The 14334-nt window shown below is 47.6% G+C and carries 16 protein-coding genes; 6 read left to right on the top strand and 10 right to left on the bottom strand.

The features are described from left to right. Nucleotides 1–1411: isocitrate lyase (locus AC4MRN_RS07280; protein ID WP_491202894.1), on the bottom strand; the 1411-nt coding region annotated here is incomplete at its 3' end. Between the two features lie 256 nt (nucleotides 1412–1667). Between AC4MRN_RS07280 and AC4MRN_RS07275 the strand changes: the two genes are divergently transcribed. Continuing rightward, nucleotides 1668–2624: a chemotaxis protein CheV gene (locus AC4MRN_RS07275; protein ID WP_073319431.1), complete on the top strand. Its 957-nt coding sequence runs from the start codon at nucleotides 1668–1670 to the stop codon at nucleotides 2622–2624. A gap of 202 nt (nucleotides 2625–2826) precedes the next feature. Beyond that, the gene (locus AC4MRN_RS07270) at nucleotides 2827–4209 is read left to right on the top strand and encodes an alkaline phosphatase (protein WP_491202895.1); all 1383 of its coding nucleotides are present in this window, start codon (nucleotides 2827–2829) and stop codon (nucleotides 4207–4209) included. Nucleotides 4210–4317: 108 nt separating this feature from the next. Here AC4MRN_RS07270 and AC4MRN_RS07265 read toward each other — a convergent pair whose 3' ends face one another. The 9 genes from AC4MRN_RS07265 to AC4MRN_RS07225 all read right to left on the bottom strand — a co-directional run bounded on the left by AC4MRN_RS07265 (nucleotide 4318) and on the right by AC4MRN_RS07225 (nucleotide 10768). Beyond that, nucleotides 4318–5025 (bottom strand): VC0807 family protein, encoded by a 708-nt coding sequence (locus AC4MRN_RS07265; RefSeq protein ID WP_073319425.1) that lies wholly within the window; start codon nucleotides 5023–5025, stop codon nucleotides 4318–4320. A gap of 23 nt (nucleotides 5026–5048) precedes the next feature. After that, nucleotides 5049–5600, bottom strand: coding sequence for a rhomboid family intramembrane serine protease (locus AC4MRN_RS07260; protein WP_487964906.1), 552 nt, complete (start codon nucleotides 5598–5600; stop codon nucleotides 5049–5051). A gap of 8 nt (nucleotides 5601–5608) precedes the next feature. After that, nucleotides 5609–6775 (bottom strand): glutathionylspermidine synthase family protein, encoded by a 1167-nt coding sequence (locus AC4MRN_RS07255; RefSeq protein ID WP_491202893.1) that lies wholly within the window; start codon nucleotides 6773–6775, stop codon nucleotides 5609–5611. Nucleotides 6776–6778: 3 nt separating this feature from the next. Continuing rightward, nucleotides 6779–7396: a DUF1190 domain-containing protein gene (locus AC4MRN_RS07250; protein WP_073319418.1), complete on the bottom strand. Its 618-nt coding sequence runs from the start codon at nucleotides 7394–7396 to the stop codon at nucleotides 6779–6781. A 9-nt stretch (nucleotides 7397–7405) separates the two neighbouring features. Then, a complete protein-coding gene (locus AC4MRN_RS07245; protein WP_491202892.1) occupies nucleotides 7406–7822 on the bottom strand; it encodes a DUF350 domain-containing protein in 417 nt (138 codons plus the stop codon). Nucleotides 7823–7840: 18 nt separating this feature from the next. Then, nucleotides 7841–8485 (bottom strand): YjfK family protein, encoded by a 645-nt coding sequence (locus AC4MRN_RS07240; RefSeq protein WP_155015547.1) that lies wholly within the window; start codon nucleotides 8483–8485, stop codon nucleotides 7841–7843. Beyond that, complete coding sequence (locus AC4MRN_RS07235) at nucleotides 8478–9515, bottom strand: potassium channel family protein (protein WP_491202891.1); 1038 nt, start codon at nucleotides 9513–9515, stop codon at nucleotides 8478–8480. Before AC4MRN_RS07235 ends, AC4MRN_RS07240 begins: the two co-directional genes overlap by 8 nt. A gap of 165 nt (nucleotides 9516–9680) precedes the next feature. Then, nucleotides 9681–10361 (bottom strand): PspA/IM30 family protein, encoded by a 681-nt coding sequence (locus AC4MRN_RS07230; protein WP_255051433.1) that lies wholly within the window; start codon nucleotides 10359–10361, stop codon nucleotides 9681–9683. A gap of 17 nt (nucleotides 10362–10378) precedes the next feature. Continuing rightward, nucleotides 10379–10768, bottom strand: coding sequence for a DUF2170 family protein (locus AC4MRN_RS07225; protein ID WP_073319401.1), 390 nt, complete (start codon nucleotides 10766–10768; stop codon nucleotides 10379–10381). Nucleotides 10769–11061: 293 nt separating this feature from the next. On the opposite strand from AC4MRN_RS07225, the gene AC4MRN_RS07220 reads away from it, so the two are divergent. From AC4MRN_RS07220 to yajC, 4 genes are all read left to right on the top strand, one after another. Then, nucleotides 11062–11262, top strand: coding sequence for a DUF6471 domain-containing protein (locus AC4MRN_RS07220; protein ID WP_245819137.1), 201 nt, complete (start codon nucleotides 11062–11064; stop codon nucleotides 11260–11262). Between the two features lie 430 nt (nucleotides 11263–11692). After that, nucleotides 11693–12739: a tRNA preQ1(34) S-adenosylmethionine ribosyltransferase-isomerase QueA gene (gene queA, locus AC4MRN_RS07215; RefSeq protein ID WP_073319395.1), complete on the top strand. Its 1047-nt coding sequence runs from the start codon at nucleotides 11693–11695 to the stop codon at nucleotides 12737–12739. A gap of 104 nt (nucleotides 12740–12843) precedes the next feature. Next, on the top strand, nucleotides 12844–13956 hold the full coding sequence (gene tgt / locus AC4MRN_RS07210) for a tRNA guanosine(34) transglycosylase Tgt (RefSeq protein WP_073319392.1): 1113 nt from the start codon (nucleotides 12844–12846) through the stop codon (nucleotides 13954–13956). A gap of 20 nt (nucleotides 13957–13976) precedes the next feature. After that, entirely contained in the window at nucleotides 13977–14315 is a 339-nt protein-coding gene (yajC, locus tag AC4MRN_RS07205; protein WP_073319390.1) for a preprotein translocase subunit YajC, read from the top strand. Nucleotides 14316–14334: the final 19 nt, after the last annotated feature.

Below are 14334 nucleotides of genomic sequence, written 5' to 3'. Positions count from 1 at the left end.
CACCGAAGTAACCTTTCGCCAGGTTGTCAGTAGACAGCGCAGCAGTGTGGTAAGTAGGCAGCGTGATCAGGTGGTGGAAGATACCTGCTTCGCGAGCCGCATCGGCCTGGAAGCTTTGGATTTTCGCATCAGCTTCTGCAGCCAGCTCTGAGTCATCATACTCTACAGACATCAGGTTAGCGCGGTCGTATGCAGATACGTCTTTGCCTTCATCTGACCATGCGTCAAATACTTGCTGACGGAAGTTCAGTGTCCAGTTGAATGATGGAGAGTTGTTGTAAACCAGTTTCGCATTCGGGATAACTTCACGAATTTGGTCAACCATGTCGCCGATTTGACGAACGTGTGGTTTCTCAGTTTCAATCCACAGCAGGTCAGCACCGTTCTGCAGGCTGGTGATACAGTCAAGTACACAACGCGCAACACCCGTGTCAGGCTTGAAGCGGAACAGGCCGTTAGGCAGACGCTCAGGCTTAACCAGTTCGCCATTTTGCTTCAGTACCAGGTCACCTTCGTTCAGGTCTGCTACTGAGTTAACTGGAGTAGTTTGCAGGAATGCATTGTACTGAGACGCCAGGTCACCTTCGCTGGTAGATACTGGGATCTTCTGAGTCAGACCTGCGCCTAATGAGTCAGTACGGGCAACGATAACACCGTCGTCAACGCCCAGCTCAAGGAAAGCGTAACGAACAGCATTGATCTTCGCCAGGAAATCTTCGTGAGGAACGGTTACTTTACCGTCCTGGTGACCACATTGCTTGGCATCAGATACCTGGTTTTCGATTTGGATACAGCAAGCTCCCGCTTCAATCATTTTCTTCGCTAGCAGGTAAGTGGCTTCTTCGTTACCGAAACCTGCGTCAATGTCAGCGATGATTGGTACTACGTGTGTTTCGTAGTTGTCGATTTGTGCCTGGATTGCTGCAACATCGCCGCCGTTTGCTTTAGCTGCGTCTAATTGCTTGAACAAGTCACCCAGTTCACGAGCATCAGCCTGACGCAAGAAGGTGTAAAGCTCTTCGATCAATGAGGCAACCGAGGTTTTCTCGTGCATTGATTGGTCTGGAAGAGGACCAAACTCAGAACGCAATGCAGCAACCATCCAACCAGACAGGTACAGGTAACTCTTTTTGGTAGTACCCTGGTGCTTTTTAACAGCCAGCATTTTTTGCTGACCTACGAATCCGTGCCAGCAACCTAATGATTGAGTGTACTGAGTACAGTCTGCATCGTACTCGGCCATGTCCTGACGCATAATCTTTGCGGTATACTTAGCAACGTCCAAACCGGTTTTGAAACGATTCTGAACAACCATACGCGCCGCGAACTCCGGGCTGATGGCATTCCAAGTACCATTGTATTGACTCTTTAGCGTGGCAACCTGTTCGATTGCATTTTGATAATCTGACATGACTGTCTCTCCTTCACGAAAATAATAAATGCGTTGGTGATAACACCTGAGGCGTTGTCATCGACTTCTTTTCCATCCTAGGTCCACATTTGAAATAAAAGAAATATATAATGCTCATTATCGTCATAATTTTTGTGAATGTTTGCGTGAGTGATTTCCTATCACCAGGTATGAATCTCAGACTAGCCAATGGGTTAATGGGCAAATGAAGTAAAAAAAAACTATTATTAAGAGATAGCAACGACAGGAATATGTAATGAGTAATATCCTTTCCTCAGTAGACCAGCGTACGAAGTTGGTGGGAGAGAACCGGCTAGAGTTATTGCTCTTCCGGTTGGGGACCCGGCACACTTACGCGATCAACGTGTTTAAAGTAAAGGAAGTGATTACCATTCCCAAGTTAAACACCATGCCTGGCGCTCACGGCAATCTATGCGGAGTCACAGTATACAGGGGGCTCACTATCCCCATAATTGACCTGCGGCAGGCCATTCATTTCCGCGCAACGAATAATCAGCCAGACACGCATCGCAATGTCATCATTACCGAGTATAACCGTTCAGTACAGGGCTTTATGATTGGCGATGTTGTCAGAATAGTGAATACGTCCTGGGGAAATATTCAACCGCCACCCAAGAGTGTAGGTAAATCCAATTTTCTAACCGCTATCACTCAGATTGATATTGGGGGTAAACAAGAGCTAGTCGAAATCATCGATGTCGAAAAAGTGCTGGCAGAAATTGTTGAATACGATGTATCTATTTCAGAAGACGTACTCGATTCTGTCGTGGTTGAGCACCTAAAAGGTAAGCGAATTTTAATTGTGGATGATTCTTCAACTGCCAGGAAGCAGATCCGCGACACGCTTGAGCAATTGGGTATTGATATCATCGAGTGTCACAATGGCGCTGAAGCACTGGCACTGCTGAAAGAATGGGCAAATGAAGGTATTAAAGTCACCGAGAGGCTACTGATGATGTTTACCGATGCGGAAATGCCAGAAATGGATGGCTATCGGTTAACATCTGAAGTGCGTTCCGATGAACGCATGGCGGATTTATTTATTGCGCTGAATACGTCACTCAGCGGCAGTTTTAACGAAGCCATGGTAGAGAAAGTGGGTTGTAACCGCTTTATCTCTAAGTTTCAGCCCGATATGCTGGTAGACGTAGTGCAACAACGAATGAGAGAGTTGTTGCAGGAATCAGACTAAATGGTCTGATTTTTACAATTTTCCATGTGAATTCGGTAACTTGCCCGGTATACTGGTACAGCGTTTAACCTGTTGTTTAATCAGCTCGTCGGATTGGTACTTCGATGCTATCAGTGGGCGCTATACACTTCAGTAATCCGAATTCTAAAAGGAAAATAATGTGCGACAGAACTTGCTTGCGGTAGCGGCCGCAACACTTTTTTTGACTGCCTGTAATGCCACGTCTGATGCATTATTGCCCAAGACGTCTCATCAGCCCGAGAAACCGAAGAATGTGATCATGATCGTATCAGACGGAATGGGGCCGGCTTACACGACCGCTTATCGAAATTTCCGTGACGACCCTGCCACCCCACAAGTGGAATCAGTCATTTTTGATCGTATTTTCGTTGGAAATGCCAGCACGTATCCGGCTCAGGAGTCTGGGTTTGTTACCGATTCAGCTGCAGCAGCTACGGCTTTGGCCGCTGGCGTAAAAAGCTATAACGGCGCAATTGGCGTTGATGTTAACAAACAGCCTGTTGAATCCGTTCTACAAAAAGCAAAAGCGCTTGGTATGAAGACGGGTATAGCGGTGACATCGCAAATTGTGCACGCTACCCCTGCTGCCTACATGGCACATAATGAAAGCCGCAAGAATTACAATGCCCTGGCAGACAGTTTCTTTGATCACAAAATCAATGGTGAGTTTACTGCGAACGTTATGCTGGGCGGCGGAACACAGTATTTCGAGCGTGAAGACCGCGATGTAACGGCTCAGTTCATTGACGCCGGCTATGCCTATGTTGATACGTACAATAAGTTAGCCACGATTCCCGCCGGCGAAAACGTGCTGGGGCTGTTCGCACCCGTCGGCTTACCTTGGGTGTTGGATGATAAGCGTAAAAACCGTCTTGCTTACTTAACTGAACATGCAATTAAACACCTTGAAAACGACAATGGCTTTTTCCTGTTAGTTGAGGCCAGCCAGGTGGATTGGGCAGGGCATGCCAATGATATTGCTTCGGCAATGGCTGAAATGCATGATCTCAATTTAACCCTGGAGTATTTGTATCAGTACGTTCAGGAAAACCCTGACACGCTGGTGGTACTTACCGCTGATCACAGCACCGGAGGGCTGACTATTGGTGCTCGCGGCCAATACGCCTGGGAACCAGAGTGGTTGAAGCACCTGACTGCGTCGCCTTCATCTATTGCTATTGCGTTGCCTCAGGCTGCGGATCCGGTCGCTTTTGCAACGGAAAAGCTAGGCTTCACTCTGAATGAAGAAGAAGCAAAGCAAATTATTGCACTGGCAAAATTAAAAAGCACGCGAGCCATCGAAACGGGCATCAAATCGCTGTTAGACATTCGCACAAATACCGGCTGGACAACCGGTGGCCATACAGGCGTAGACGTGGAAGTATTTGCATTTGGCCAGGGACATGAGTCTTTCTACGGTCAGTACGACAATACCGATATTGCTAAAAAGATATTCTCTTTGTTGCCTGATGCGTCGCAGCAGACAATGACTGAGGAAAAAGCAACGGTTAAGCCTACCTCTGCTGAAGGCTGTGATTTTGAAAAAGACTGGCGTTGCCAGTAACGGATATGTAATACGAAAAACGCCGGCTAAAAGCCGGCGTTCTTATTTGGGGGTAAGGTCATAGGCAGTGACGTTAATCTTACGAATCTCACACGGCATGAACCTGATTTACTGATTAATAAAACTTTCTATGTCTTCGCCGGTTATCTTGCCAATCTGGCTGAATAAATACCACAATGCTCCCACCAACATGATCATTGACGGCACTACGATTACTGGATAACTCAGTGCCGTCATTCTGCCGAGTTCTTCGGTGTAAGCCGTGGTACCTGGCTCACTGACCAAAATAACCTTAGCCAGAATATAATTCAGCGCTGAAGAGAGGAAGAACGAGCTTGCCACGATATACGAGCAGTGTTTAACCTTTTCGCCAAACACCGCTTGCTTACCTTGTTTGTCGAGTACGTCGTTCAGGTGAGGCCAGTTAATGATTTGGTCGTTGAGGATAAGTAATTTAACCAGTGGTTTGTCTGTCATTTGGGTAACGAGTACGGCGATGCCGATTATCGCTGGAATTGTGGCTTCTTTGATCGCGATATATTCCGCGGGTAGCTTAAGCAGGCTAATACCGCCGGTGAGCAGTACGCTGACAATCCCTAGAATAGAGAAACCATTTACTTTCCCGCTTTGCTTCAAATCCCATAAGCCATAACCCAAAGGGAAACTGAGTGCAGCAACGATACTCCATGCAGGCCCTAAATAGTCCTCCGAGCTGGTGTAACTCATGACGAGTACCGGAATCACAATATTAAATGCCAGATTTGGCAGAAAGCCCTGATTAGCTGGCTTATTGGCTTGTGGCGAAGTTTCACTCATAGGAAATCTAAAATCTCTTGGGGTTAACCGGTTTTGGCCCATAACCTGGCGCTCAGCACGCCCATAACAAAACCAAAGAAATGGTATTCAAAGGATACAAATCGCTGTGTCGGCAATACACCAAATATCATACCGCCATATAAAAATGCTATCACCAGTGAAATTAACAATAAATGTAACTTTTTGCTATAAAAGCCGGCGACCACTAAAAAGCCAAATAAGCCGTACACAATGCCACTTGCCCCAATATGCATAGCATTGCGACCCAATACCCACACACATAAGCCGGCACCCAGCCAAATTAACAGCATACTTTTTATGAATACGGCTCGTCCCCATTGCATGGCTAATCCGGCAAACAGCAGCAGCGGCAGGAAATTACTGGCAAAGTGAGTCAGACTGCCATGTAGCCATGGGGCTGTAACGATTCCGCTCAGGTGAGATATATCCCGAGGGCGCAAACCAAATTGATTCAGGCTATTCGCCAGGATCAGGTTTAAAAATTCTACGCCGAGTAAACTCAAAGCGATTGCGGCGAGCCAGCGAATTTGTGTTGTCATCGTCCAGGGCGTCATGCAAAACCTCAAAGTATGATATGCGGTAAATAGCGGGATAAGTCCTGGGTAATAACGGAGCTGTCTTCTCTAATCGACATGCCCGCAGGTTCATCATTTACCAGCCAACTGCCAATCAATACATAATTTCCTTCGTATTGAGGCAGGGAATGAAACTGCTGGTATATAAACCCCTCCTCACCATAAGGACCGTCCGACAGTGGCACCGCTTTTTGCGTGTCATCAATCAATGAGATATTGGCGCCTTCGCGTGAAAACAAGGGCTTTTTAATCCATTTTCCATGACGCAGACGCAGTGGATCGTCTTCAAAAAAGGCGGGAAGCAGGTTAGGGTGGTTCTCAAATTCCTGCCATAACATGGGCAGCAGCGCTTTGTTTGACAAGACCGCTTTCCAGGCGGGCTCCAACCACTCAACCTCAGCGCCAGGCAAGGCATCGCCAAACGATTCCCTGAGCATAAATTCCCATGGGTACAATTTGAAACAGTGTGTAATGGCGTCATCGGCCAGGTCAGTAAAATACCCGGTATCACCCAGGCCGATTTCTTCGACATAAAGAAAGGGAGCGCTGACCCCGGCGGTGGATGCACAGTCTTGTAGATACTGAACGGTACCGCGATCTTCTACCGAGTCCTGACAGCAACTAAAGTGAATGTGATGGAAGCCGTACTGATGTTTCAGTGCCGCAAACCGGTTCACCAGTTTCTCTTGCAGAGAATTAAACTGATCTGCACCACGCGACAGTTTGCCAGCATTAACCTGTTGTTCCAGCCATAACCATTGCCAGAAGCCAGTTTCGTACAGTGAAGTTGGGGTGTCGGCGTTATTTTCCAGTAATTTGGCGGGATGTTTGCCATCGTAGACCAGATCTAACCGGGAATATAACGACGGGGACTGCTGACGCCAGCTTTCGGCAACAAAATCCCAGTGTTGTTGTGGGATTTGAAAGCGCTGCATGAGCGCTTCGCTGTTAATCACTTTGTCGACCACGTGCAAACACATCTGGTGCAGCTCGGCGGTAGGGTCTTCAATGTCCTGTTCTACCTGTTTCAACGTAAATTGGTAATACGCTGATTCGTCCCAGTAGGGCTGGCCATACATAGTGTGAAAATGAAAACCGTACTCGGTGGCCAGCTGCTGCCAGTTACTCCTGGGTTGGCATGCCATTCGAAACACGAATTAACCACCCCAACCACTGGATTTACTGCTGCTGCCCCAACTTGACTTGGCGCGTACTGTACTGCCAAAACCACCGCGGTTAATGGTGCGGTTTACTGTCGGCTTTGGTTTGTATACAGACGAAGGCGCATAATATGAGCGGCGACGAATATCGCCATCAAATACATAGCCATTGGACGTCACCCAGCGTGACCGAAACGGGGAGTAGGGGGAAAACGACGTGTACAAAGGCTGTGAATAGTAGGGGGAAGGCTGCATTAGCCGACTCACAATAAAGCCTGCCATAAAGGGCATGAAAAAGCTGCCCGATTGGGATTGCACATATTGGCAGCGTTCGTTGCCGAACTCATACTCACAGTCATTCTGACTATTAAAGCGTGGTGCTGTGCGGTTGTGTTCTTCAATAGCAGACTCAAAGGCCGCCTGACATTGGCCTACCGCATCCGGATTGTCCTGTTTACAGTCGTCGACTGACACATATATTTTAGATGCATCCCGATCTTCACCACAGGCTGACAAAAAGACGGTTGCAATGCCAACGGCGAGGGGCTTTAACGAGAATGCCTTGCGCATACTGTGCAAAGCGATATGTTTGGAACGTTTCTGTGTGTGGCTCATCGTTCGCTCCTAGTAGGTCATACATGCAGCGTTGAGTAATCCTACAGCTACCGAAACGGCTGCTAACATAACACCCGCAGAGATTTCATTGTTGTTAATACGCTCAGCAATTTTCGGCATAAAGGTAAAGCGCAGCAATGCAAAGGCAAAGCTTTGCGCAATCACGGCAACTACGCCCCACAGAGTGAAGTCGATTAATCCCAGTGAGTTTGATGCTGCACTGGCCAACGCCAGACTGAAGCCGATCATGGCGCCGCCAAACCCAATGGCCGCAGAGACGTTTTGTTGCTCTTTAACCAGCTTCCATTCGTCGTGGGGGGTCACAAACGCATACACTATTTTAAAGATAAACAGGTACACGATTGAGATCGCAAAATACATCGCAAAATTGGCTAACCCGGCCATTGAATCCATTACGATTTCCATGTTGTATTCCTCTTTTTTTTAGCCGTTGATACGGATATCTGCAGGTTGAATATCGAAGCCGGTACTCACCACCAGACAGCGGTCAGCGTTTTGGCCTACTATTTTTTCTTCGCCAGCAACTAGCAGAGATTCGGTGTTGCCGTCGCTCAGGTGTCTTTCGTACAGCATCATAAACTGGTCAGTTTCGCTGACGTCTTCATCTTCTTCATAGGTTTTTTCGGTCACGGCCACCGGCGGCGATACGTCGCCTACGGCATCCCAGACACGCGTAAATTCGTATCCTTCTAACTCATAAACCGGCTTTGAAATGCCATCAGCGAGACATTGTTTCCACTGGGATTCAGTGCCAATGGTTGTGGTTGAATAGAAGTACCATAACTTGACGTCAGTGATGTGGTTTTCAGTCATGCCGCCATCGAGAACAACTTGCAAAAAGGCGTCATCGTCGGTGTAAAAACGCAGGAGCGTTCCACCGGTGTCGAGCTCTGCCTGGCCAACCGCCTGGATAAGGTGCTTGGAGGCCGGGTTTTCGATACACAATTCGGGCGTGATTAATTTGAGTTTCAGGGCGTCTAATTCAAAGGAGCCGCCCAGGTAAAGCCCCATGACTTCAGGAGCCTGAGGTTTTTTGGGTTGTTCAGATTTAAACCATTTCTTAAACATTGTCTGACTCCGTAATGGCTTGCCAATCGATGTCGGTTATCCGTTGTTTTGCAATGTAATACAGTTTGTCTTGAGGCGCGATCAGGGTATCAAGAGACGGGTTCAGGGTAACATCCTGCGTGCGTCCTGATGGCGCATAACCAATTAAGGTGGCATCGTAGTGGCGCTTAAAAGCGAAGAATAATTGCTGATAGGGCAACGCGTCATTGCTGGCTGGCAGTGACAGCGAGAACTGTGCTTGCCCGTCGTCATCCACGCTCAGTAAATCGTGATGAAGTGCACTGGAGCCGGGATCAAATGCCGCTTTTGCCAGCATCTCAACGGCAACACTGGGGGTGCATTCCACCTGTGGGCAATGCTGCTGGAGTAACCCAACCAGGCTCTCATCAGCAAAATAGGCTACCTGATGCGCTGACGGGTTTTTCTGTGAGCAATACAGTGCCGTGGTCAGGGTTAAATCGTCCTGAGGGTTATCTATGAGAATGGTCGATGCGTCGGCAATACAAGCCTTGTCCATATCTTCATCGCGGTTAAACGATTCTACTTTTACAAATTCGACTTGCCCGGGCATGGGGTTGGTAATATCCGCTCGCACACAAAGCACGATATCTGGTCTTTCCGGCAGTGACTCACGTTCCTGCAGTAACAGTTTCAACAACAGCAAAGTACGTTGTTCGTTCCAGCCGATCACCAGAATGTGATTAGTCACAGACAGAGTTGATAATCCCATTAGCCCTTTTCTCCATTGATTTCCAACAAATGCTGCAATACGGCCAATGACCATTGCAAAAATACTTAACCCCAGAGGAATGACATAAAACGCGACGATTAATTTACCCGCATCGGTTTGAGGTGATAAATCACCATAGCCAACTGTCGAGCCAGTAACCGCGAGCCAGTATAAGAAATCAATACTGCCTGTTAATGTTTGTTCTTCTGCTGCCCACAGCAATAACCAGGAAGTTACCGCATAGAAAAGCGAGGCAAGTACAATGGTGTACCACTTCGATTCGGCAAAATAGTGCAGCATAACGCGTCGTATTTTTGTCCACATAATGCGTTAGAAATTCGTCCGTGTTGTTGAATTCTGTATCAACATCTTCGCAAAAAAAGAAGGGGCATGACAACCTGTATTGCTACTGATTGCCTGCCCCAATGGTTGGCCTGTGGCCGGGGAAATAAAGCATGAAGCCGCTTATTTACCCAGTATTCTTGCCAATTCGTCGTCAGCAGACGTGCTGCCGCCTTTGATACCGGCTTCGGCAAGGCGCTTTTCTAAATCGCTGGAAGACTCGTTGGTGGCAAGCTCTTCCGCTGCCTCAAGCTCTGCACTGCGCATTTTCTGCTTTTCCTGAATACGACTCAGTGATTCCGTTGCCGTTTTCATTTTACTGTTGGCTCCCATGTGGCGGGATGACACGGCAACCTGAGCTTTTTGAACGCTTTCCGTTGCTTTCACCATATCAACCTGTTGCTCCAGGCGACGCAGATTGGCTTTTGCCTGCTGAATGTTCTTCGCCAAATTAGCTTCAGACGCATTAAACTGATCAAGGTATTGTTGTTCCTGATCGCGTTCTTCTTTTAACTCGCTAACTTTCTGGGCACAATCAAGCGCTAATTGACGATCGGTGTCGATCGCCTTGCGAGCATGGGCTTCGTATTCAGCAATCGACTGATTGAAGCCGTCGACTTTCTGTTGCGACAATTTACACTTGGCCAGAATTTGAGTGCGCGCATGATCCGACTTGCGTAGCTCTTCTTTCGCTTCCCGAATTTCCTGTTCAAGGATTCTGATTGCCTGGCTGTCTGCCACAGCCTGAGCAGCTTCCGTAGCGCCACCTTTTACCGCAGTAATGAGTTTTTTCCACACAGACATAATGATCTCCTTAAAGGTTATTTCAGGTGCGTTTCATACGCATCAAGAAAGGCCGCAACGTTTTGAAATAACGTTGTGACTTCAATTTGAATACTCTCTGCTTTTGACTGTGCGCTCAGCGCTCCGAAAGCAGTGTAATATTCTTCACCGTTGATATTTGAGATGGCCACGGTGGTCAGTGGGAATAGCATGTGTGTAGATAAAATGTCGTGGTCCAATGCCGCTTTGTCTTTTACCTGCGACGACTCAAACAACAGACTCTCTACAATAATTTGTTCTCCGCTAATGGCTAACCAGGCGTCCAGTCCATCCTGATTTGCTATAAGCAAACATTCCTTTTCGCGGGTGACAACCAGGTCATCCATGTCGGTAAACAGGGACTCGAGTTTTTCCAGATCCCAATCCATAACGTCTCTCCTAAGCGATTAAAGTCAACGCGACCACTCTAGTCAGATTCATCGGTTCGATGCAACAATTTTGCTACAATTAGCAGGCAAAGCTTGATGAATCTGATGATGTTGTGTTGCCATCTCGATAACAACGCAACAAAGTGTAGACAAAGAGCACACTTGTCGTCAATAATTATTATGTCTTTATGTGTAAAAAGATGTGTCAATGTAAAATATAATTCACAAAAGGGGCTTTCGTGAAGGATCGGAATCAGTGGCGACAAGCGGTACAGCGAATAGTACGTTCAGAAATGTCGATTCGGGGTGTGAAGTACCAGGGCTTAAGCGACAGACTGGCTGAAATTGGGATTGTCCAATCGGCGGATAACCTGAGAAATAAGGTCAATAAAGGCATACTCGGTGCTGACCTGTTGTTGCAAATACTGTTTGTGCTTAATGCAAGGGCGTTATCGAAAGAGACTATCGAAGCCGTGTTAGGTGAACACGACTGAGCGAAAGTACTCTGTGGTGTGTTTGAAAATAGGCGTTGGGGTCTGTCTGCGATATCATGGCAACACGCGGACACTAAAGTACTACGCTATTTTCTGTTCCTGAAAATAAAAACCCAGCCAAACGGCTGGGTAAGAAGGAAAGGAAGATGGGAGAACATCATCGCTTCTGGATATATAGTAATCCTAATATGTTCTGAGGGAAGTGCTTTGATGTATAAATGCGCATTCGTAAGTATAGAAAAAAATACCTAAACTTAATGGGAGAAATGGCGCAATTCTCTGCATGCTAGTAATTACGTGTGTTTGCAGAGAATATGGTAAACTTTAACGATTAAGTGCGGAAAAATTTAATTGTATCCTTTTTAACCTTTTGTCTAATGGTTAAACCACGGACAAACATAGAAAAAAACAATATTAGTATCGATTTTCCATGAAATTATCAGATTTTAGCTTCACATTGCCTGAGCATTTAATTGCCAAATACCCCACACCAGATCGAACCGCCAGTCGTTTACTTCACCTGAACGGCACGACCGGAGACGTACATCATAAGCAATTTCAGCAAATGCTTGACCTGGTTGAGCCTGGCGACCTGTTGGTCTTCAACAATACCCGTGTTATTCCTGCCCGGTTACTGGGGCAGAAGGCTAGCGGCGGAAAAGTTGAAGTGCTCATCGAGCGTATTGTTGACGATAACAATGCGCTGGCACATGTGCGGGCCAGCAAAGCGCCAAAGCCCGGCACGGATTTATTGCTGGAAGGCGCGGTAAGTGTCACGGTAACCGGACGCCAGGATGCCCTGTTTGAACTCCGGTTCAACGGTGATGCGACCGTTCTTGAGCAACTGGAGCAATACGGCCACATGCCATTGCCACCTTACATTGACCGACCTGACGAGCAAGCCGACAAAGAACGGTATCAAACCGTGTACAACCAGGCGCCTGGCGCAGTAGCGGCGCCCACAGCGGGGCTGCATTTTGACGATGCGCTGCTGGAGCGTTTACAGCAGAAAGGGGTAAATCTTGCTTACGTCACCCTGCATGTCGGTGCGGGTACGTTTCAGCCTGTTCGGGTAGATAATATCCTCGAGCACAAAATGCACAGCGAATTTGCCATTGTTCCAGAGCACGTGGTGAATGCCGTTCGGGCAACCAAGGCGGCCGGAAAACGCGTCATTGCGGTGGGAACAACGTCGGTCCGTTCACTGGAATCCTCTGCGCTTGAAGCAAGCAAAGGCGAGGTGCTGGTACCGTATCAATCTGATACTGACATATTCATCTATCCGGGATTTGAGTTTAAGGTTGTGGACGCCATGTTTACTAACTTCCACTTGCCGGAATCCACACTGATCATGCTTATTAGTGCCTTTGCGGGTAAAGACAATGTACTTGCTGCATACGAGCAGGCTATTGAGCAGGAATACCGTTTTTATAGCTACGGCGACAGTATGTTTATCGAAAAAGCGACAAACGCATGATCTCTGCTTAATAGCTGGTATAATCCGCCCTCAATTGAACATCGACAGGTGCCTTATAGCCAAATTCGTGGCGGGCGGCTGGTTCAGACAGGATAATCAACACAATGCAATTTGAATTACTACATACCGATGGTAAGGCCCGACGCGGCCGTCTCGTTTTCGAGCGCGGCGTTGTGGAAACTCCGGCGTTTATGCCCGTGGGGACTTACGGTACGGTAAAGGGGATGACCCCGGAAGAGCTGGAAGACAGCGGTGCACACATTTGTTTGGGTAATACCTTTCACCTAATGCTGCGCCCGGGTACCGGTATCATCAAACAGCACGGCGACCTGCATGACTTTATGCACTGGGACAAGCCTATTCTTACCGATTCCGGTGGTTTCCAGGTGTTTAGTCTGGGTGATCTGCGTAAGATCACTGAAGAAGGCGTAACCTTCCGCTCACCCATCAACGGCGAGAAGATTTTACTGACGCCGGAAAAGTCCATGGAAGTACAGCGCGATCTGGGTTCCGACATCGTTATGATCTTTGACGAATGTACCCCATATCCGGCCACCGAACAGGAGGCGCGTATTTCAATGGAGCTATCACTTCGCTGGGCAAAGCGCAGCAAAGACGCGCACGGCGACAATCCTTCAGCGCTTTTCGGTATTATCCAGGGCGGTATGTACGAAGATTTGCGTGACGTATCTCTGGCCGGCCTGGAAGACATTGGCTTTGACGGCTACGCCATTGGCGGTTTGTCTGTGGGTGAGCCCAAAGACGACATGATTCGCATTATCAATCACACTGCGCCTAAAATTCCGGAAAACAAACCGCGTTACCTGATGGGCGTGGGTAAGCCGGAAGACATTGTAGAAGCGGTTCGTCGTGGAATTGATATGTTCGATTGCGTGATGCCAACCCGCAATGCGCGAAATGGTCATTTGTTTGTCACGGAAGGTGTGATAAAAATCCGCAACGCGAAACACAAGCACGATACCGGTCCATTGGATGAAAATTGTGATTGTTACACTTGCAAAAACTATTCGCGGTCATATTTACATCATCTCGATAAGTGTAATGAGATCCTCGGTGCACGCCTGAATACCATTCACAATCTGCGGTATTATCAGCGTGTAATGCAAGGGTTACGCGACGCCATCGCCAATGATGCGCTGGATGCATTTGTAGAAGAATTCTACGCACAAAAAAACATGCCGGTACCGGCTTTATAACAATTTAAACGGGGAACATTATGAGTTTATTTATTTCAAACGCCTACGCACAATCAGCCGGTGGAAGCGCTCAGGGCGGTGGTCTTGAAATGTTGATCATGCTGGGTGTATTCGGCCTGATTTTCTACTTCCTGCTGTACCGTCCGCAGGCAAAACGCGTAAAAGAGCACAAAGCACTGGTGTCTTCACTGGGTAAAGGTGACGAAGTGCTGACCCAGGGCGGGTTAGTTGGACGTGTAACCAAAGTGTCTGACGAAAAAGACTTTATTGAGATTGCATTAAACGACGCAACGAATATTGTTGTGCAAAAAACAGCGGTTAGCGCTGTGTTGCCTAAAGGCACAATGAAGTCTATTTAATAACCGCTCACCGGGTACC

It is taken from the genome of Marisediminitalea sp. (genome assembly GCF_984433645.1).
This window is presented reverse-complemented; position numbering and strand designations above follow the sequence as displayed.